The 19,131-nt window shown below is 74.0% G+C and carries 20 protein-coding genes; 5 read left to right on the forward strand and 15 right to left on the reverse strand.

Annotated features, from left to right (window positions below; genetic code table 11):
- Nucleotides 1-13: 13 nt before the first annotated feature.
- The 9 genes from aspA to PV343_RS00370 all read right to left on the reverse strand — a co-directional run bounded on the left by aspA (nucleotide 14) and on the right by PV343_RS00370 (nucleotide 7,778).
- Nucleotides 14-1,423: an aspartate ammonia-lyase gene (gene aspA / locus PV343_RS00330; RefSeq protein ID WP_319144673.1), complete on the reverse strand. Its 1,410-nt coding sequence runs from the start codon at nucleotides 1,421-1,423 to the stop codon at nucleotides 14-16.
- An 85-nt stretch (nucleotides 1,424-1,508) separates the two neighbouring features.
- Nucleotides 1,509-2,525, reverse strand: a complete 1,017-nt coding sequence (locus PV343_RS00335; protein ID WP_319144674.1) for an asparaginase — start codon at nucleotides 2,523-2,525, stop codon at nucleotides 1,509-1,511.
- A gap of 865 nt (nucleotides 2,526-3,390) precedes the next feature.
- Nucleotides 3,391-4,065, reverse strand: a complete 675-nt coding sequence (locus PV343_RS00340) for a FadR/GntR family transcriptional regulator (RefSeq protein WP_319145155.1) — start codon at nucleotides 4,063-4,065, stop codon at nucleotides 3,391-3,393.
- A 171-nt stretch (nucleotides 4,066-4,236) separates the two neighbouring features.
- Nucleotides 4,237-5,073 (reverse strand): undecaprenyl-diphosphate phosphatase, encoded by an 837-nt coding sequence (locus PV343_RS00345; RefSeq protein ID WP_319144675.1) that lies wholly within the window; start codon nucleotides 5,071-5,073, stop codon nucleotides 4,237-4,239.
- 75 nt (nucleotides 5,074-5,148) lie between these two features.
- Nucleotides 5,149-5,523, reverse strand: a complete 375-nt coding sequence (crcB, locus tag PV343_RS00350; protein ID WP_319144676.1) for a fluoride efflux transporter CrcB — start codon at nucleotides 5,521-5,523, stop codon at nucleotides 5,149-5,151.
- Complete coding sequence (locus PV343_RS00355) at nucleotides 5,520-5,927, reverse strand: DUF190 domain-containing protein (protein WP_319144677.1); 408 nt, start codon at nucleotides 5,925-5,927, stop codon at nucleotides 5,520-5,522. Before PV343_RS00355 ends, crcB (PV343_RS00350) begins: the two co-directional genes overlap by 4 nt.
- Nucleotides 5,924-6,385, reverse strand: coding sequence for a fluoride efflux transporter CrcB (gene crcB, locus PV343_RS00360; RefSeq protein WP_319144678.1), 462 nt, complete (start codon nucleotides 6,383-6,385; stop codon nucleotides 5,924-5,926). The genes PV343_RS00355 and crcB (PV343_RS00360) overlap by 4 nt, the downstream gene beginning before the upstream one ends.
- A gap of 66 nt (nucleotides 6,386-6,451) precedes the next feature.
- Nucleotides 6,452-7,402 (reverse strand): SMP-30/gluconolactonase/LRE family protein, encoded by a 951-nt coding sequence (locus PV343_RS00365; protein WP_319144679.1) that lies wholly within the window; start codon nucleotides 7,400-7,402, stop codon nucleotides 6,452-6,454.
- Nucleotides 7,403-7,490: 88 nt separating this feature from the next.
- Entirely contained in the window at nucleotides 7,491-7,778 is a 288-nt protein-coding gene (locus tag PV343_RS00370; protein WP_319144680.1) for a helix-turn-helix domain-containing protein, read from the reverse strand.
- A 469-nt stretch (nucleotides 7,779-8,247) separates the two neighbouring features.
- On the opposite strand from PV343_RS00370, the gene PV343_RS00375 reads away from it, so the two are divergent.
- Nucleotides 8,248-8,598 carry a VOC family protein gene (locus PV343_RS00375; RefSeq protein ID WP_319144681.1) on the forward strand — a complete coding sequence of 117 codons (351 nt, stop codon included), beginning with the start codon at nucleotides 8,248-8,250 and terminating at the stop codon, nucleotides 8,596-8,598.
- A gap of 72 nt (nucleotides 8,599-8,670) precedes the next feature.
- Nucleotides 8,671-9,093, forward strand: coding sequence for a MarR family winged helix-turn-helix transcriptional regulator (locus tag PV343_RS00380; RefSeq protein WP_319144682.1), 423 nt, complete (start codon nucleotides 8,671-8,673; stop codon nucleotides 9,091-9,093).
- Here PV343_RS00380 and pqqB read toward each other — a convergent pair.
- The 4 genes from pqqB to PV343_RS00400 all read right to left on the reverse strand — a co-directional run bounded on the left by pqqB (nucleotide 9,090) and on the right by PV343_RS00400 (nucleotide 12,445).
- Nucleotides 9,090-9,983 carry a pyrroloquinoline quinone biosynthesis protein PqqB gene (gene pqqB, locus PV343_RS00385; RefSeq protein WP_319144683.1) on the reverse strand — a complete coding sequence of 298 codons (894 nt, stop codon included), beginning with the start codon at nucleotides 9,981-9,983 and terminating at the stop codon, nucleotides 9,090-9,092. The two genes, PV343_RS00380 and pqqB, sit on opposite strands and share 4 nt — an antisense overlap.
- 59 nt (nucleotides 9,984-10,042) lie before the next feature.
- The gene (locus PV343_RS00390; protein WP_319144684.1) at nucleotides 10,043-11,164 is read right to left on the reverse strand and encodes a hypothetical protein; all 1,122 of its coding nucleotides are present in this window, start codon (nucleotides 11,162-11,164) and stop codon (nucleotides 10,043-10,045) included.
- 37 nt (nucleotides 11,165-11,201) lie between these two features.
- The gene (locus tag PV343_RS00395; RefSeq protein ID WP_020938350.1) at nucleotides 11,202-11,600 is read right to left on the reverse strand and encodes an SseB family protein; all 399 of its coding nucleotides are present in this window, start codon (nucleotides 11,598-11,600) and stop codon (nucleotides 11,202-11,204) included.
- 227 nt (nucleotides 11,601-11,827) lie between these two features.
- The gene (locus PV343_RS00400) at nucleotides 11,828-12,445 is read right to left on the reverse strand and encodes a phosphotransferase-like protein (protein WP_319144685.1); all 618 of its coding nucleotides are present in this window, start codon (nucleotides 12,443-12,445) and stop codon (nucleotides 11,828-11,830) included.
- Nucleotides 12,446-12,638: 193 nt separating this feature from the next.
- On the opposite strand from PV343_RS00400, the gene PV343_RS00405 reads away from it, so the two are divergent.
- From PV343_RS00405 to gap, 3 genes are all read left to right on the forward strand, one after another.
- The gene (locus PV343_RS00405) at nucleotides 12,639-13,406 is read left to right on the forward strand and encodes an NPP1 family protein (protein ID WP_319144686.1); all 768 of its coding nucleotides are present in this window, start codon (nucleotides 12,639-12,641) and stop codon (nucleotides 13,404-13,406) included.
- Between the two features lie 50 nt (nucleotides 13,407-13,456).
- Complete coding sequence (locus tag PV343_RS00410) at nucleotides 13,457-14,413, forward strand: GlxA family transcriptional regulator (protein ID WP_319144687.1); 957 nt, start codon at nucleotides 13,457-13,459, stop codon at nucleotides 14,411-14,413.
- Between the two features lie 100 nt (nucleotides 14,414-14,513).
- Nucleotides 14,514-15,512 carry a type I glyceraldehyde-3-phosphate dehydrogenase gene (gene gap, locus PV343_RS00415; protein WP_319144688.1) on the forward strand — a complete coding sequence of 333 codons (999 nt, stop codon included), beginning with the start codon at nucleotides 14,514-14,516 and terminating at the stop codon, nucleotides 15,510-15,512.
- Between the two features lie 71 nt (nucleotides 15,513-15,583).
- On the opposite strand, the gene PV343_RS00420 is transcribed toward gap, so the two are convergent.
- Nucleotides 15,584-17,698: a SpoIIE family protein phosphatase gene (locus PV343_RS00420; protein ID WP_319144689.1), complete on the reverse strand. Its 2,115-nt coding sequence runs from the start codon at nucleotides 17,696-17,698 to the stop codon at nucleotides 15,584-15,586.
- 245 nt (nucleotides 17,699-17,943) lie between these two features.
- Nucleotides 17,944-19,131, reverse strand: coding sequence for a DUF2201 family putative metallopeptidase (locus PV343_RS00425; protein WP_319144690.1), 1,188 nt, complete (start codon nucleotides 19,129-19,131; stop codon nucleotides 17,944-17,946).

Consider the following 19,131-nt stretch of genomic DNA (forward strand, 5'->3'; position numbering starts at 1 on the left):
GGCCCCGCAGGGGTCAGGCGGCGGATGCCCCGCTGCCGGCGACGATCTCGGGACGCAGCAGGTCGGCCAGCCGCTCGGCGGGCAGCAGGCCCTTCTCCAGCACCAGCTCGGCCACTCCCCGGCCGGTGGCCAGGGCCTCCTTGGCGATGTCGGTGGCGGCCGTGTACCCGATGTACGGGTTGAGCGCGGTGACCAGGCCGATGGAGTTCTCGACGGTCGCACGCAGCACCTCGGTGTTGGCGGTGATGCCGTTCACGCAGCGCTCGGCCAGGACGAGACAGGCGCGGCGCAGGTGGGTGATCGACTCGGACAGGGAGTGCAGGATGATCGGCTCGAAGGCGTTGAGCTGGAGCTGCCCGGCCTCCGCCGCCATGGTGATGGCCACGTCGTTGCCGATCACCTCGAAGGCGACCTGGTTGACGACCTCGGGGATCACGGGGTTGACCTTGCCCGGCATGATCGACGAACCGGCCTGGACCGGCGGCAGGTTGATCTCGCCCAGGCCCGCGCGCGGGCCCGAGGAGAGCAGGCGCAGGTCGTTGCAGCTCTTGGAGAGCTTGACGGCGATCCGCTTGAGCACGCCCGACATCTGCACGAAGGCGCCGCAGTCCTGGGTGGCCTCGACCAGGTTGGCCGCGGTGACCAGGGGCAGTCCGGTGATCGCGGCGAGGTGCCTGCGGGCGGCCTCGGCGTAGCCGGCCGGGGCGTTGAGTCCGGTGCCGATGGCGGTGGCACCGAGGTTGATCTCCTGGACCAGCTCGACGGCCTCGGCGAGCCGGCTGCGGTCCTCCTCCAGCATCACGGCGAACGCCGAGAACTCCTGGCCGAGGGTCATCGGCACCGCGTCCTGGAGCTGGGTGCGGCCCATCTTCAGCACGTCGCGGAACTCGACGGCCTTGTGCGCGAAGGAGTCCTGGAGGACGGCCATCGCCTTGAGCAGGCCGCGCACCGCGAACACCGTCGCGATCTTGACGGCGGTGGGGTAGACGTCGTTGGTCGACTGGCCGAGGTTGACGTCCTCGTTGGGGTGCAGGTGCGCGTAGTCGCCCTTGGCGTGGCCGAGCAGCTCCAGCGCGCGGTTGGCCACGACCTCGTTGGCGTTCATGTTGGTGGACGTGCCCGCGCCGCCCTGGATGACGTCCACGACGAACTGGTCGTGGAGCTCGCCGGCGCGTATCTCGCGGCAGGCGGCGACGATCGCGGCGGCCTTCCGGGGCTCCAGCAGGCCGAGTTCCTCGTTGGCGAGGGCGGCGGCCTCCTTGACGGCGGCCAGGGCGTCGATCAGGTGCGGGTAGGCGGAGATCGGGGTGCCCGTGATCGGGAAGTTCTCCGTCGCGCGCAGGGTGTGGACACCCCAGTAGGCGTCGGCGGGTACGTCTCGGTCGCCGAGCAGGTCGTGCTCGCTACGGGTGGCGGCGGTCATGAGGGTGCGGGACCACTTTCTGGTTTCTGGGGTACGGGGGTGCCGGCGCCCCGGGCGGGGGGCGCCGGGCGTCACCGGCGGGAGGTCAGGCGCAGGCCGGCAGCTCGACGGGGTCCAGCGCGCGCACCGGCCGCACGGAGCCGACCGGCTCCCCGCCGCCGAGCAGCGGCTCGCCGGCGAACCCGGTCAGCAGGGCCGGGTCGACGCCCACCCGGGCCAGCGCGGCCGCCGCGACCGGAACGCGCGCCCGGTTCGCGCCGTCGGCGATCTTGACGGCGACGGCCCGGCCGTCGGGCAGCGCGGCCACCTGGACGCCCTCGAAGCCGTCCTTGGCGAGCAGCCCGGGGACGGCCCGCATCAGCGCGGCCACGTCGCGCCGGGTGCCGGAGGCCGTCTCGGGGTGCTCGCGCATCGCGTTCGCCACCCGGGCCTCGGGCGTGCCCGGGGCGGCCGAGGTGATGCGGGACAAGGCGCGGGCGAGCCCGTGCAGGGATATGGCGAACAGCGGCGCGCCGCAGCCGTCCACGGTGACCCCGGCCGCTCGCTGGCCGGTCAGGTCCTCGACGGTGTCGGCGACGGCCCGCTGGAGCGGGTGCGCGGCGTCCAGGTAGTCCGTCAGCGACCAGCCGTTGAGCTTGGCGGTCCACAGCATGGCGGCGTGCTTGCCGGAACAGTTCTGGGCGAGGCGGGAGGGCTGCCTGCCGTCGCGGACCCAGGCGTCCCGCTCGACGGGGTCGTACGGCATGTCGGGCACGTTGCGCAGGTCGTCCTCGGTGAGGCCGGCGAGGTCGAGGATCCGCCGGGTGCCGGCGAGGTGCCGTTCCTCGCCGGAGTGGCTCGCGGCGGCCAGCGAGAGCAGGTCACCGTCGAGCGGCAGCCCGGCCCGCAGCATGGCCACGGCCTGGACGGGCTTGAGGGCCGAGCGCGGGTAGAACGCGGCCTCGATGTCGCCGAGCTGGAGCTGGACCCGGCCGTCGGCGTCGAGGACGACGACGGAGCCGTAGTGGATGCCCTCGACGACCCCGCCGCGGACGAGGTGGGCGACGGGGGCGTGGAGGGGCTCGCGGACCAGGGGTGCGTCCACGGGGGAACCGTTGTACATGGCTGCCTGCTTGTCGGGGGTCGCGGCGCGGATCACGCGCCGCCGCCGGTGGGGTACGTGCGCGCCGGAGCCCGGTGATGGCTCGTGCGCGCGGGGTTCTGAGGAGTCGGGCCACCCCTCCCCGCCGGGTGCGGGACGGGGCCGGTGGGGTGTGGGGCGTGGCTGGTGGGGCGGGGAGCGCGGCTGCTGGGGTACGGGCTCGGGCCGCCCGTCGCCACCGGGCGCGGGGCCCGGCCGATGGGGTGCGGGGTCGGGCCGCCCGAATCCGCCGAGCGCGCACCGCGACCGGTGAGGTGCGGCCCGCGGCCGATAGGCCACCGGCCCAAGCCGCCCGACGCCGCCGAGCGCGAACCGCGACCGGTGGGGCGCGGGGCGCGGCCGATGGGGTGCGGGGTCGGGCCGTCCGTCGCCATCAGGCGCGAAGCACGGCCGGTGGGCCGCGGGCCCAAGCCGCCCATCGCCGCCGGGCGCGCGGCGCAGCCAGCGGGGTGGGGAGCGTGGCTGGTGGGGTACGGGCTCGGGCCATCCGTCGCCACCGGGCGCGAAGCACGGCCGGTGGGCCACGAGCCCAGCCCACCCGTCTCCGCCGGCCGCGGGGCGCGGCCGGTGAGGTGCAGGGCGCGGCCGCTATGGCGGGAAGCGCGGCCGATGGGCCACGAGCGCAGGCCACCCATCGCCGCCGGGCGCGAACCGCGACCGGTGAGGTGCGGCCCGCGGCCGATAGGCCACCGGCCCAAGCCGCCCGACGCCGCCGAGCGCGCACCGCGACCGGTGGGGCGCGGGGAGCAGCCGGTTGGGTGCGGGGCGCGGCCGGAGCGGTCCGGGCCCGGGCCCGCCGCGGGCCCCGTCGCGGTGCGCGGAGCGCTCATGCTCCGGTTCCGGCTTCCGCCGAGTCCGGGCGGCCGGCGCGCACGATGTCGGTGAGGGTCGTCTCGACGCGGTCGAGGTGGTGGCTCATCGCCTCGGCCGCGTCGTGCTCGGAGCCGTCGACCAGCGCCTCGACGATCGCCCGGTGCTCCCGGTTGGACTGCTCGCGGCGCCCGCCCAGCTCGTTGAGGAAGGCCGACTGGCGCGCCAGCGCGTCGCGGATCTCCTCGATGACCCGGCGGAAGACCGGGTTCTGGGCGGCCTCGGCGACGGCGAGGTGGAAGAGGCTGTCCATCGCGACCCACGCGGTGGTGTCCGTCTCCCGCTCCATCCGGTCCAGGAGGTGGGCCAGGCGGTCCAGGTCCTCCGGGGTGCGGCGCACGGCGGCGTACCCGGCGACCGGGATCTCGATGTGGCGGCGCACCTCCAGCAGGTCGCTGGCCGCGTAGTCGCCGAACGTGGGGTCCTCGACCGCGCTCGCGACGACGAAGGTGCCCTTGCCGGTCCGGGAGACCGTCAGGCCCATCGTCTGCAGCGCGCGCAACGCCTCCCGCAGGACGGGCCGGGACACCTCGAGGGTGCGGCACAGCTCGGCCTCGGACGGGAGCTTGTCGCCGATGGTGTAGTCGCCGCGCTCGATGGCGCCGCGGAGGTGTCCGAGGACCGCTTCCATGGCGCTGACGCGCCGCGGTGCCGGCACACCTGTCTGGCTGTCTGACAGGTTCACGGGAGTGATCCTGCGTCGCGCGGCGGCGGACTGTCAAGCCGGTCGTATGAAAAAATTCACGGGGTGCGGTACCTGAATGCAGGTATCCGCACCCCGTGGGTGATCAGCGGTCTTCGCTCAGCTGCTGAGCGTGCCGGTGGCGAGCAGGCCGAGGAGCGCGCCGCCGATGACGATCCGGTAGATCACGAAGGCGTTGAAGGAGTGCTTGGCGACGAACTTCAGCAGCCAGGCGATGGAGGCGTAGGCGACCACGAAGGACACGATGGTGCCGACGGCGAGCGGGGCGGCGCCGACGCCCGCGCCGAGGGCGTCCTTCAGCTCGTAGATGCCGGCGCCGGTGAGGGCCGGGATGCCGAGGAAGAACGACAGGCGGGTGGCGGCGACGCGGTCCAGGTCCAGGATGAGCGCGGTGGACATGGTGGCGCCGGAGCGGGAGAAGCCGGGGAACAGCAGGGCGAGGATCTGCGAGCAGCCGACCCACATCGCGTCCTTGAACGAGGTGTCGTCCTCACCGCGCTTGTGCCGGCCCATCTGGTCGGCGGCCCACATCACGCCGGAACCCACGATCAGGGAGGCGGCGACCACCCAGAGCGAGGCTAGGGGGCCGTCGATCAGCGGCTTCGCGGCGAGGCCGACCACGACGATCGGGATGGTCGCGGCGATCACCCACCAGGCGAACTTGTAGTCGTGGTGGTAGCGCTCCTCGCGGTTGGTCAGACCACGGAACCAGGCCGAGACGATCCGCTTGATGTCCTTGAAGAAGTACACGAGCACGGCGGCGATGGCGCCGACCTGGATGACGGCCGAGAAGCCGACGACGGACTTGTCGTCGACGGGGATGTTCATGAGCCCCTCGGCGATCTTGAGGTGGCCGGTGGAGGACACGGGGAGGAACTCGGTCACCCCCTCGACGACTCCGAGGACGACGGCTTGACCGACGGAGATGGCGCTCATGGGATCCAGTTCTGAGGAGAGTTGGTCGACAGTGCTGTAGACAGTACTTACTATGCCCGGCCGTACGCCAAGCGCCTAGCTCCAGAGGGTGCCGGCGAGGGCGACGCCCGCGAAGGCGGCGGCAAGCCCCGCCACGAGACTCGCGACGACGTTGGCGGCAGCGTAGAGCCCCGCGCCCGCCTCGGTCAGCCGCAGGGTCTCGTAGGAGAAGGTCGAGTACGTCGTGAGGGCTCCGCACAGACCGGTGCCGATCAGCAGCTGGAGGTGCGGACCTGCGGCTCCGGCCGACACGGCACCGGTGAGCAGACCCAGGATCAGGCTGCCGGTGACGTTCACCACGAAGGTGCCCCAGGGGAAGACCGAGTCGTGCCCGGCCTGGACGGCGCGGTCGGTGAGATAGCGCAGGGGCGCGCCGACCACGGCCCCGGCGATGACCAGCAGCCAGTTCACTCCGACTTCTCACCCTTCGGCTTCCGGCCCTTCGCCTTCGGGCCCTTCGTGTCCCCGCCCGGGCCGGGCGGGCGGCCCACGTAGCGGATGACCTCGCACTCGTCGAGGGTCACCAGACCCTCCGTGACCAGTTCGTCGAGCTGCGGCAGGAAGGCTCGGACACGCTCCTCGGTGTCCACCACGACGATCGCCACCGGCAGGTCCTCGCTCAGGGAGAGCAGCCGGGCAGTGTGGATGCGGGAGGAGGCGCCGAACCCCTCGATGCCGCGGAAGACGCTGGCCCCGGCGAGGCCGGCCGCGTGCGCGCGGTGCACGATCTCGGAGTAGAGGGGCTTGTGGTGCCAGGTGTCGTCCTCGCCGATGTGGACGGTGAGCCGCAGGGCCCGGCCGCTGAGCGATGTCATGGCTGCCTCCGGACGAGGACCGTGCGGGCGGCGGCCGAGGCCAGCCACACCGCCGCGAGCGCCGCGACGAGGGTCGCGGCGAGGTAGGCGAGGCCGGTGCCGGGACGACCGGCGCCGACCAGCTTGCGGATGTCGACGGCGTAGGTGGAGAAGGTGGTGAAGCCGCCGAGCACACCGGTGCCGAAGAAGGGGCGCAGCAGGCGGTGCGCGGCCCAGACGTCGGTGATCAGCACCATGAACACACCCATGACCGCGCAGCCGATGACGTTGGTCCAGAAGGTCGCCCAGGGGAAGCCGCCGGCCGGTGTGGGCCAGGCCAGGGTGAGCCCGTAGCGGGCCACGGCGCCGAGGGCGCCGCCCGCGGCGACCACCGCCACGACGGGGGCCTGGGCGCGCCACTCGGACCGCCGTGCGGAGGCCTGGCGGGCGCGGAGGCTCTCGGCTTCCGGGGCTGTCATGGTGTGCGTCTCCTGTCCGGCCCGCCCTCTCGGGTGATCACGGCCGGGCACCAGCGTACCGCCGGGTCAGCGGACGGCGGGCAGCGCGCAGACGGCGACGCCGGGCTCCCAGAGGCTGCCGAGCACGAGGTGCCGGCCGGCCCGGCAGACGCTGGTGACCATGCGGAAGCCGGACCGGCGGCGGGTGAGGCGGTGGACGACGGTGCCGTCGTCGTTGAGAGCCATCACCCCGATCGTGCCGCCGGGCCGGAAGGGGGCGTGCACGGCGGCCCGGGCGGCGGTGCGGCGCACGGCGGCGGGGGCGCGGTGCAGCAGGTCGAGCGGGGGGACCCGGGGGCCGGCGAGGGCCACCCAGACGGGTCCGTCCGGGCCCTCGCGCCACAGGTTGTCGGGCATGCCGGGCAGTTCGGCGAAGGGTTCGGCCCGCCCGGCGCGCGGCCCGGTGAGGTGGTAGCGGGTGAGGCGGCAGGCTCCGGTCTCGGCGATCACCAGGAACGAGCCGTCGGCGCTCGGGGCGAGGCCGTTGGCGAACTGCAGCCCGTCGAGGAGGACTTCGGGTGCCGAGGCGTCCGGGGCGAGCCGGAGCAGGCGTCCGCTGCCGGAGTGTTCCACGATGTCGCCGATCCAGTGGTCCAGCGGGTGCCGGCGGCTGGAGACGGTGAAGTACACGCTGCCGTCGGCCAGGGCGACGACGTTGCTGCAGAACCGCAGCCGCTCCCCCGCGACCGAGTCGGCGAGGACGTGCACGGCGCCGCCGGGCTCCACGCGCAGCAGGCCGCGTTCGGCGTCGCAGACCAGCAGGGCGCCGTCCGGGAGGAGTTCCAGGCCGAGCGGGCGGCCGCCGGTGTCGGCGAGCGTCTCGACGCGGGCCGTGTCCGGGTCCCCGAGGTGGCGGAGGCGCAGGATGCGGCCGTCCTCCATTCCGGTGAGGACCCGCCCTTCGGGGTCGGCCACCACGTCCTCGGGGCCGCGGCCGCCGAGGGCGACGTAGTGGAGGGGGACGAGTGCGGTCGTCATGGGTTCCTGTCCTTCGCCGTCCGTGCGGTCCGTCCTCGTGGCCGGCCGTGTGTTCACGAGGCCGTTTCCTAGCAGGCGGCGCCGGTTGTCACCACCCCTTCTCGAACATCCTGGCCACCTCGGCGATGCGGACCTCGTCGCGCCGGTAGTGAGTGCGGCAGCGGATCCGGTGGGTGCGCAGCAGGCCGAGGCGGACGAGGAGGTCGAGGTGGGCGCGTGCGGTCCGGCGCGGCACCCCGAGCTTGGCGGCCAGGGGCCGCGCGGTGACTCCCCGCCCACCGGGATCGCCGGGTCCCGGTCCGGGGAAGTGCACCGCGGGGTCCTTCAGCCAGTCCAGGATGTCCTGCCGCGTGTGTCCCGAGGGAGTCCTCAGCATGGGTCCCGCCTCCGTCCGGCCTCCTCCTGCGCGTGCTCCCACTGTGTCGCAGCCGGGGCGGTCGCGTCCGGGAGTCGGCGTCCCTTTGTCCGGTAGCGAACGGGCGTACGGCCGAGGCCGGCCGGGCCGTCCGGCCCGGAGCAGCGGGGAGGGCCCGGCCGTCGCCGCAGGGCCGGGCCCGTGGGGGTTCAGCGGTGGCCGAACCACGTCATGGAGGACGGCGCCCGGTCGTCGTAAGAAGAGGACACCGAGGCCGCGGCCGTTCGGGACCGCCTCCACGATGCCGGCCATTCGTGGCCTCCGACCTGATGGCGCAGGGCGTGCCGCGAATCGGCGTGAGCGGGCCCGGCACGGGGAGAGCCCTCCGCCGCGACCGGTCAGGATCGGAGAAGCGGCCGGGGCCCGCCCCGTCCTAGCGTGGAAGCACCGACGGGAAACCCGTCGGCACCGCACCGCGAAGGAGAGTCCCATGACCGCCGGCCTGCAGACGATCATCTACCCCGTCAAGGACCTGGAGAAGGCCAAGTCGGTGTTCGCCGCCCTGCTCGGGGTCGAGCCGTACGCCGACGAGCCGTACTACGTCGGGTACAAGGCCGAGGGCCAGGACGTCGGCCTCGACCCGAACGGGCACGCCAAGGGGCTGACCGGGCCGGTGCCGTACTGGCACGTCACCGATCTGCGCGAGCGGCTCGGGGCGCTGCTGGAGGCGGGCGCCGAGCTGCTGCAGGACGCCCAGGACGTGGGCGGCGGCAGGCTGATCGCCTCCGTGAAGGACGCCGACGGCAATCTGGTGGGCCTGCTCCAGGACCCGTCCGCCTGAGCCGGTGCGGCGCCTTGCACCCGCACTAGTTGCACACTCAACGATTGGCCGGTTCGGTGCTACGGTGCGGGTATGGCAGTCAAGACGGCCGACGCCCGGCTCGAGGAGCGCTGGCGTGACATCCTCTCGGTCCACGCGCGCACGATGTGCGAGATAGACCGCGTACTGCACCCGCACGGGCTGGGCGCGAGCGACTTCGAGGTGCTGGACCTGCTCGCCGCCGAGTCGCCCGCGCACGGCGACCAGTGCCGGGTGCAGAACCTGGTCGGACGGGTCCATCTCAGCCAGAGCGCGCTGTCCCGGCTGATCGGCCGCCTGGAGAAGGAGGGCCTGGTCGAGCGCTCGGTGTGCGCGGAGGACCGGCGCGGGGTGTGGGTCGCCCTCACCCGCAAGGGCCGCGACCTGCACGCCGAGGTGCTGCCGCTGCAACGGGCCGTGCTGGAGCGAACGCTGGCCGAGCGGGCGGACCAGGGCCTGTCGCGAAGGTGGCCCTAACAGGTCAGCTCCGTCCCGTCCGGCAGCACCTCCACCCCGAGAGCGGCCACCCGCGCGTGTTCCGGTGAACCGGGGTCGAGCAGCGGATTGGTGTTGTTCAGGTGGGTGTAGACCCGGCGCGCGCCGGGACGGCGGGCCAGTGCCTCCAGTGACCCGCCGGGGCCGCTGACCGGCAGATGGCCCATGGCCGCCTGCCCGGCACCTTTGCGCACCGCCGTGCCCATCTCGTCGGCCGCGAAGAAGGTCCCGTCCACCAGCACGCAGTCGGCCGACGCGCACAGGCCGTCCAGCACCGGGCTCCAGGCGCCGACGCAGGGCGCGTACACCAGCACTCCCCCGCTCGCCAGGTCCTCCACCCGGTACGCCGTGACCCACGGGCCGGGCGCTGACGCGCCGGACGGCACGTACTTGGGGATCTTGCCGCCCACCTGGTGGGCGGTGACGACCAGTCCGCCGGACAGCACGAAGCCGCCGTCGGCCAGGCTGTCGGGCCACTCCCAGGCGGCGTAGCGGCCCAGGGCCGCGCGTGCGGGGGCGAGGACGGAGCGGACCGGCCGGGCCGCGTAGACCGTGAGCCCGGCCGCTCCGCGCAGTTCGGACAGTCCGGTGACGTGGTCGGCCTCGGCGTCGGTGAGCAGCACGCCGCGCAGCGGGGTGTCGCGCGGGCCCGGGCCGGGCCACAGGGCCGGGGTGGCGGTGAGCTGGGCGCGCAGGTCGGGCGAGGCGTTGAGCAGCCACCAGTCGCGCCCGTTGCCGCTGACGGCGGCGCACTCCTGGGTCCGGGAAGGCAGTTCGCCCCGCCGGGCCGCCGCGCACAGCGCGCAGGCGCAGTTCCACTGCGGGAAGCCGCCTCCGGCGGCGGTGCCCAGCAGGACGATCCTCACGGCCATCGGCTCCTTCGCACGCGTGCCCATCCTCCGCCGGGGTCTTCCCGGCTGGGGGTGGGGAACTACTCGAACACGGGGGGCAGTTCCGGCCGTCCTGGGCCGGGCCTGCGGTCCACCGGGCGCCGGGGCGGGATCGGCGCGGCGGAGAAGTCGCGGGGGCCGGTCCACAGCGCGGGCACGGCGTCGCAGCGACGGCACAGCTCGTAGGCGACCGCCTCGTAGTTGACCCGCCAGCCCCGGAAGTGCGGCCATGCCTCCCGCGTGCCGCGTTCCGCACGGAAGCCGGCCTCGGTCATCATGGCCACCGCCTCGTCGAACTCGGCGAAGGTCAGCAGGATCGGGCTGCCGGGAGAGGGGTCGGCCTCGAAGGGGATGCGCAGCGCGCGGGCAATGTCGCGCAGGGCGCTGAACCCGGCGCGCAGCACCAGGCGCGCCTCCGGCGGTGCCTGGCGCGGGTCCAGCGCGAGCTGGAGCGCGGCCGCGTCCATGACGGCGACTAGACCGACCAGCCAGCTGCGGTGCGGGCGCGGGGAGCGGAAGGTCAGCAGGATCGGGTAGGTGGAGTGGCTCTCGCCCATGTCCGAGGCCAGGCGTTCCCAGTCGCGGTACAGCTGGGGCAGCGCGGTCTCGGTGTCGACCAGCCACTGCCGGGCGAGGATCTCCGGCCCCCAGGCGGGTTCGCCGGCCCGCGCCTGGAGCAGGGTGACCTCAAGTTCGCGGCGGTTGTAGGCGCCGTACAGGGTGGGCAGGTAGGCGATCTGGAGGGCGATCAGCACAGGTCCGGTGGCCGCGGCGACGAAGTCGAGCACGGACAGCTTCAGCCGGGCCCCGCCGGCGAAGCCGAGCGTGAACAGGCTGGATCCGGCCTCGCGGAACGCGGTCGCCCAGGAGAGCGGGGACAGCGCGTAGAGCAGGAGGCCGTATCCGAGCAGCGCCCCGCCGAGCCAGGTGCCGAGCATGCCGATCAGCATCAGCGGGGCGAGCCAGGTCTGCACGCGGTCGATCGCGTCGTACCCGCCGCGCGGGGCGGTGAGCCGCAGGACCCTGCGCAGCAGCCACCACAGCCGGAAGACCAGCACGGAATAGAGGCCCCTGGGCACCACCAGGGTGCGCAGGACACTGCCGAACACCAGGACGAGGACGACTGCGCCGAGTCCGCCGGTCACCCCGGAGATCCATTCCATGGGGGCATTCTGACGCCTGCGCGCGGCAGGCGGCGGCTCACCTCGCCAGCAGGGTGCGCACCCCCTGGGAGGTCAGCGTCAGGCCGTGCTCGGAGCTGCCGTCGATGGCCAGCGAGAGGTCGTCGGCCGGCCACTGGGAGGCGAGGGCGCCGAGCGGGATCAGGCGGTAGCGGGAGACGAACGGCAGCAGGTCGGCCATCGTCCCCTCGGAGGTGAACACGGGGACGACCTGGTCGCCGTCGCTCTGTTCCAGGACGGGCAGGGCGACGGTGGTGGGTTCGGCGCCGTCCCCGTCCAGCGCGTCGTCCGGCACCGGGACGAGGACGTCGCTGTGCGCGAGGGTGTCCAGGGCGGCCTGGTCCTCGGCGTTCACGGCCAGCGCGTCGAGCGCCTGCTGGGCCGGCGTCGGAAGGTCGTCGTGTGCGGGTGTCTCCATGGCAGGTCCCCAGGTAGCGGTGGTCGTACGGTCACGCACAGGCAGAACACACCCGGGCGTGCTTCCGCGTCGCGTACCCAGGGGGGAGGGGGGCATGCGTGGGGATCCGGCGGAGGGACGGTGCCCACCGCACACACCGTCCCGGGACGGCCGAACGGCCCCTACCGGTGCGGGCAGCGCCGGTCACGGTGAGCAAGGCCGTCGCGACCAGAAAGCCGGGCCGCCGGTCAGGCCGGGGCCGGCAAGGTCGCCCGAAGCCGTTCGAAGGCGGTGGGGCGCGGGCGGTCCGCGAGGAGGTCGCGGACGCGCAGGGCGCACTCCTCGGGGGACAGCAGGGCGGTGTCCACGTCGAGGTCGTGCGGACCGTGCGCATGCACGACCGCGTACTGCATCGCCGCCAGACCCGGCTGCCGGTCACCGCGCTCGCGTTCACGACGCTCCAGCTCGGGCAGCGGGCAGCGGACACCGACCAGGACGGTGTCCTCGGGCACGAGCAGCCCGAGGAGGTCGAGCAGCCGCCAGCGGCGGCTCAGCGGGTTGTCCACGACGACGTTGTTGCCGGCCTGAGCCATCCCGGCGACGGCGCGGTTGAAGCCCTTCACGGTGCGGTCGATCTCCGGCTGGAGGTCCTCGGCGCTGATGGGCCGGTCGCAGCGCATCGCGTGGAAGGCGTCGACGGGCAGGTGGAACCAGGTGCCGTCCAGCAGGTCGAGCAGGGCCCGGGCGATGCTGGACTTGCCGGAACTGGACGTGCCGTTGAGGACGACGACCGTGCCCCCGGCCGGGGTGCCGGGGATGCGCGCGTGGTCCGGGCCGGCGGTGCCCGGTGACGCCTCGGCCGCCATGGCGCTGTCCTCTCCGTCGGCGCGGGTCCGGCCCGCAGGGTTTTCGCGATCATCGCACGGATGGTGTGCCACGGCCCGGTCCTCTTCTGCCGGCGGTGAGCGACGTGCCGTCAACTCCCCTCATGACAGGGTTACTTGACGCGGTTGGTGCAGACCTTCTAGGTTCCAGCTCGCCGCCCGACAAGGAGCCCCCATGCGCCGTCCGTCGTCCCTGGTCCATGCCCTCCTCGGTGCGCTCGGGGCGCTGACGCTCGTCGTCGCGGTTCCGGCGAGCGCCCACGCGAACGTCCTCCAGCCGCTGCCGCAGAACGCCGACGGGCTGGAGCAGACCTTCTCCCCCGCCTACGACTACGACGGCGACGGCTGCTACGCGACCGCGGCCATCGGGGCCGACGGCACCCTCAACCCCGGTCTGAAGCTGGGCGGTGACGTCAACGGCCACTGCCACGACTACGCCCAGCTCGCCAACGCCAACACCTACGCGCGCGAGAAGTGCGACCACGACTGGTGCGCGGTGATGTACGCCAGCTACTTCGAGAAGGACCAGGCGACGCTCGGTCCCGCGGCCATCGGCCACACCCATGACTGGGAGCACGTCGTGGTGTGGGTCCACGACGACGCGGTCCAGTACGTGTCGGTGTCCCAGCACAGCGGCTACCAGGTGGCCGCCCGCTCCTCGGTCCGCTTCGACGGCACCCACCCGAAGGTCGTCTACCACAAGGACGGGGTGTCCACCCACTGCTTCCGCTTCGCGAGCAGCCACGACGAGCCCCCGGAGAACGCGACCGGCGGCTGGTTCCACCCCCGCCTGGTCGGCTGGAACGGCTACCCGGCCGGTTACCGCGACAAGCTGCTGAGCGCGAACTTCGGCGCGGCCACCATCAAGATCAAGGACGGCGACTTCGCCTACGCCCTGGCGCACTCCATGCCGTCCGGCATCCCGTTCGACCCGAACGCCTGACGCCCGGCACGCGTCGGGGCCCGTACCCGCCGGCGCGTACGCTGATCACCGTGCCTGAGTCCCGCCTGCGCCGCGTCGCCGTTCTCGTGCTCGAAGGGGCCAAGCCGCTCGACGTCGGCATCCCGGCGCAGGTCTTCACGACCCGCGCCAGCATGCCGTACGAGGTGCGGGTCTGCGGTGCCGCCCCCGGCCTCGTGACCGGGGGTGACGGGCTGTCGTACCACGCGGCGCACGGCCTGGACGCGCTGGCGTGGGCGGACATCGTCTTCATCCCCGGCTACCGGTTCCCGGACCGCGAGGACCCGCCGCCCCCCGTCGTGGACGCGCTGATCGCCGCCCACCGCCGGGGCGCACGGCTCGCCGCCATCTCCACCGGCGCCTTCGCGCTCGCGGCCACCGGCCTGCTCGACGGCCGGCGCGCCACCACCCACTGGCACTACGCGCGGGCGCTCGCGGCGAAGCACCCGCTCGTCCGGGTCGACGAGAACGTGTTGTTCGTCGACGAGGGCAGCGTGCTGACGTCGGCGGGCGCCGCGTCGGGCATCGACCTGTGCCTGCACATCCTGCGCGGCGACCTCGGCGTCGCCGCCTCGAACCACGCGGCCCGGCGCCTGGTCGCGGCCCCGTACCGCAGCGGCGGCCAGGCCCAGTACGTACCGCGCAGCGTGCCCGAGCCGCTCGGCGAGCGGTTCGCCGCCACCCGCGAGTGGGCGCTGCACCGGCTCGGCGAGCCGCTCGGTCTCGACGCGCTGGCCCGGCACGCCGGGGTGTCGGCGCGCACGTTCTCCCGGCGGTTCGCCGAGGACACCGGGTACACGCCCATGCAGTGGGTCATGCGCGCCCGCATCGACATGGCCCGGGAGCTGCTGGAGCGTTCGGAGCGCAGCGTCGAGCAGATCGCCGCCGACGTCGGTCTGGGCACCGGCGCGAACCTGCGGCTGCACTTCCAGCGCATCCTCGGCACCACCCCGAGCGAGTACCGGCGCACCTTCGCCCAGGGCGAGTAGCCGGCGGCTGGCGCGATCCTTTCGAACCATGGCGATCGCGCCGCTGTCCCGTCCGGGGCGCCGCGCGCGACCCTGGTGGCGAACCGAAGGGACACCATTCATGACGCGTATCGCCATCAACGGATTCGGCCGCATCGGACGCAATGTGCTGCGCGCCCTGCTCGAACGCGACAGCGACCTCGAGGTCGTGGCCGTGAACGACCTCACGGAACCCGCCACCCTCGCGCGGCTCCTCGCCTACGACACGACGGCCGGCCGGCTCGGCCGCCCGGTGACCGTCGACGGGGACACCCTCGTCGTGGACGGCCGTCGCATCAAGGTGCTCGCCGAGCGTGAGCCGGGCAAGCTGCCCTGGGCCGAACTCGGCGTGGACATCGCGCTGGAGGCGACCGGCCGCTTCACCTCGGCCGAGGCCGCCCGCGCCCACCTCGACGCGGGCGCGAAGAAGGTGCTCGTCAGCGCGCCGTCGGACGGCGCCGACGTCACCCTCGCGTTCGGGGTCAACACCGACGCCTACGACCCGGACCGGCACACGGTCGTCTCGAACGCCTCCTGCACCACCAACGCGCTCGCGCCGCTGGCCGCCGTGCTCGACGAACTCGCCGGTATCGAGCACGGGTTCATGACGACGGTGCACGCCTACACCCAGGAGCAGAACCTCCAGGACGGCCCGCACCGCGACGCCCGCCGGGCCCGCGCCGCCGCGGTCAACATCGTGCCCACCAGCACGGGCGCCGCGAAGGCGATCGGCCTGGTGCTGCCGAACCTCGACGGCAAGCTGTCGGGCGACTCGATCCGGGTGCCGGTCCCCGTGGGCTCCATCGTCGAGCTGAACACGACCGTCGCGCGCGACGTGACCCGCGAGGACGTCCTGGCGGCGTACCGCGCGGCGGCCGAGGGGCCGCTCGCCGGGGTCCTGGAGTACTCGGAGGACCCGCTGGTGTCGGCGGACATCGTCGGCAACCCGGCCTCCTCGATCTTCGACTCGGCGCTCACCCGCGTCGAAGGCCGCCACGTCAAGGTGGTCGCCTGGTACGACAACGAGTGGGGCTTCTCCAACCGGGTGATCGACACCCTGCGGCTCCTCGCCACCCGCTGACCGCCCGGGACGGCCCCCGCACGCCGGGGGCCGTCCCGCTGCGTCACGGTCCCCGCGCCCCCTGCGCACGCTCAGGTGCCGGTCGCGCCCCCGGCCGGGCGGCCACCGCCGTCGCCCAGCGGCAGCGCGCGGGCGACGAGGAGCGCGACGTCGTCGTGTCCGGCGGGGTCGCGGAGCTGGCGCAGGAGCCGGTCGCAGGTCTCCTCCACGGAGGAGTACGGCGGTGACAGCAGGCGCAGCAGGTCGGCCAGCCGTTCGTCGATGGGGTCGTGGCGGGTCTCGACCAGTCCGTCGGTGTACAGGACGAGATGGTCGCCCGGTCGCAGGTCGAGCGTCGTGGTCTCGAAGGGCACGCCGCCGACGCCGAGCGGGGTGCCGGTGGGCAGGTCGAGGAGTTCGGGCGGCTGGCCCGCACGCACCAGCACCGGAGGCAGGTGCCCGGCGGAGGCCACCTGGATGCGGCGGTGGTCCGGGTCGTAGACGGCGTAGACGCAGGTGGCGATGTACGGGTCGAGACCGTGGGTGATCTTGTCGAGGTGGGTGAGGATCTGGGCGGGGTCCAGGTCCAGGTCGGCCAGGGTGGACGTGGCGGTGCGCAGCCGGCCCATGGTGGTCGCGGCCGGGATGCCGCTGCCCATGACGTCGCCCACCGTCAGAACGGTCCGGCCGCCGTCGAGCGGGATGACGTCGTACCAGTCGCCGCCGACCTCGCTGAAGGCCTGCGCCGGCAGGTAGCGGGCGGCGACCTCCAGGCCGGGGTGGTGCGGCGTGAGCTGCGGCAGCAGGCTGCGCTGGAGGGTCTCGGCGGCGCTGCGGATGTGCTGGTGCAGTACGGCGTTGTCGATACTCAGCGCGGCGGACGAGGCGAGCTCGCAGGCGAGGGTGAGGTCGTCCTCGTCGAACGGCAGCGGATTGCGGGCGCGGGCCAGGCCCATGACGCCGATGACCTGGCCGCGGGCGATGAGCGGAACCGCCATGTCGGTGTGCACCCCGGCCTTGGCGAGCAGGCGGGCGGCGTCGGGGTCGGTGGCGATCCGGGGGATGTCGCGCCGCTCCAGATGGGTGATCAGCTGGGGGCGGCCGGTGCGGATGCAGTAGGCCGCCGGGTGGTCGGCGTGGTAGGTGGTGAGGCTGCCGGGCGGGACGATCGCCTCGGTGGCGTCGGTGGGGTAGGCGGTCTTCACCGCCAGGGCGCGGAAGAGCGCCGGACCCTCGCCGACGTCCCCGCGGCCCGTCTGCAGGACGGAGTCCAGGAGGTCCACGGCGACCATGTCGGCCAGGTCGGGCACCACGACGTCGGCGAGTTCCCGGGCGGTGCGCCCCACCTCCAGGGTGGTGCCGATCCGTGCCGAGCCCTTGGCGATCAGGCGCAGGCGCTGCTGGGCCTGGTCGGCCTTCACGGCCGCCCGGTAGCGGTCGGTGACGTCGACCACCACGGTGGCGAGGCCCAGGACGCTGCCGTGGTGGTCCTCCAGCCGGTAGAACGACGCCGCCCACGCGTGGTCCTGGTCCGGGTCGGCGGCGGTGCGCCCCACCACCTGCTGGTCGACCACCGGCAGGCCCGAGACCAGGACCTGGCGCATCACGGTCTCCGCGCCGAGGAACGGTGTGCCGGGCAGGATCTCGCGGAAGCCGCGGCCGATGTGCTCGTCCTCGGGGACGCCGTGCATGGCCGCGAGCGCCGGGTTGATCGCCAGGTACCTCAGGTCGGGGTCGAGGACGGCCAGCCCGATCGGCGCCTGGGTGACCAGCCGGGTGGACAGGGCCAGGTTGCGCTCCACCTGGCGCAGGGTGGTCCGGTCGGTGGCCAGGCCCAGGGCGTAGTGGTCGCCCTGGTTGTCCGTGAGGCGCATGTTGCGGAATTCGACCATCCGGGTGCCGCCGTCCTTGTGCCGGACGGGGAACGCCCCCGCCCAGCCGCGTCCGGTCGCCATCACCTCGGCGAACAGCGTGATCGCCGCGTCCTGGTGTTCGGGGTGCAGGAGCAGCGGGGCCGCGTACTGCCCGACCGCCTCGCCGCGGGTGTAGCCGAACAGTTCCTCGGCCTGCGGGCTCCACATGTCGACCCGGCCGTCCGCCTCCAGCAGCACCGCGGCGACGCCCAGCAGGTCCATCAGCCCGCTCGGCTCGACCGGGCCGGCCTGCGGAAGCTCCGCCGGCCCCGGGCGCTGCTCCGTTCGCCTCATCGCACTCGCTCCTTCCACCTGCCCCGCCCCAGCCGGTGTACCCGCTCACCGCGCGGATCAGGTGAAACGCTTTTCCCGCAGGTCAGCACCCCCCATCCACCATGCGGCACGGGGGCGTCGGCGGCCACGGGAGGGCCGACCCGGATTCCGTACGGCGGCGTACCGCGGCGTGGCGGGGGCGAGTGGCGGCGCACTGCGGCCCGGCGGGGACGTGCGGCGGCGTACCGCGGCGTACGGCGGGTCGGTCAGGCGGGAACGCGCACGGTCTCCACCCAGCCCGGCGGCTGGGGCGCGCCGGGGCCGATCAGAGCGGCGATGACACGGCAGGGCGGCCGCTCGTCGGGCCAGGGGGTGTGTCCGTCGGTGAGGACGACGACGACGCTCGGGCGCTCCCGGGCCGTGAGCGCCGCCTCGATGCCGACGCGCATGTCCGTGCCGCCACCGCCGCCCAGGGTGATCTGCTCGGCGGACGTCACCCGGGACACCGCGTGCACGTCGGCGTCGCAGGCGAGCACGGTCACCCGGTTGCCCCGGATGCCCACCTCCCGCAGGACGCCGGTGACCTCCGCGAGCGCGGCGGCGAGTTCCGCGTCGCCCATGGAACCGGAGGTGTCGACGACGACGGCGACCCGGGGCAACGGGCGGCGCAGGCTCGGCAGGACGACACCGCGCAGCGCCGGGGTGCGGCGCGAGGGGCGGCGGTAGGTGTAGTCGACGGCTCCGCCGGCCCACGCGGCGGCCTCCCGGACCGCGCCGGTCAGCGCCCGCCGCCAGTCGATGGTGGGCTCCAGGACCTGGTCGGCCCAGCGCTGCCAGCCCGCGGGCAGCGAGCCGCGGGCGCGCCGGTGGGCGCGCATCGCCTCGGCGGTCCGCCGGCGCAGGGCCTCGGCCTCCACGTCGCCCAGCCGTGCGGGACCTGCGGACCCGGGGAGCTCCCAGGGCACGGGGGTGCCGTGGGCGCCCGAGCCGCAGTCCGGCGTGCGGACGTGCGGCGGCAGCAGGTCAAGGTACGCCTCGAACAGGCCGCCCGCGGGGAGGCCGAAGAGGCGGGGCTCCATCCGCCCCTCGGGCAGGCGCAGGCCGTCGGCGAGGAGGTCGTCGTTGATCTCGCAGTCCTGTGCGACGTTGACGCGGTGCGGGTCGCGCTGGGCGGCGGCCGGGAGCCGGTCGGCCCGGCCGTGGTGGTCGCGCAGCAGGTGTGCCGCCTCGTGCGTCCACACGCCCGCCAGCTCCGGCACCGGGGTCGCGTCGACGAAGGCGGGCGACACGTAGCAGCGCCAGTGCCGGTCCACACCCATCGTCGGGACCTCCGTGCTCGCGACGACGGTCAGCGCGTACAGCGCCGAGGCCAGGTACGGCCGGTCGGTCGCGGCCCGGTAGCGGGCGGCGAGCAGTTTGGTCGTGTCCAGGGCGCGGCGGGCGTCCTCCGTCAT

This window comes from Streptomyces sp. WI03-4A (assembly GCF_033792105.1).
Taxonomy (GTDB): Bacteria; Actinomycetota; Actinomycetes; order Streptomycetales; family Streptomycetaceae; genus Streptomyces; species Streptomyces collinus_A.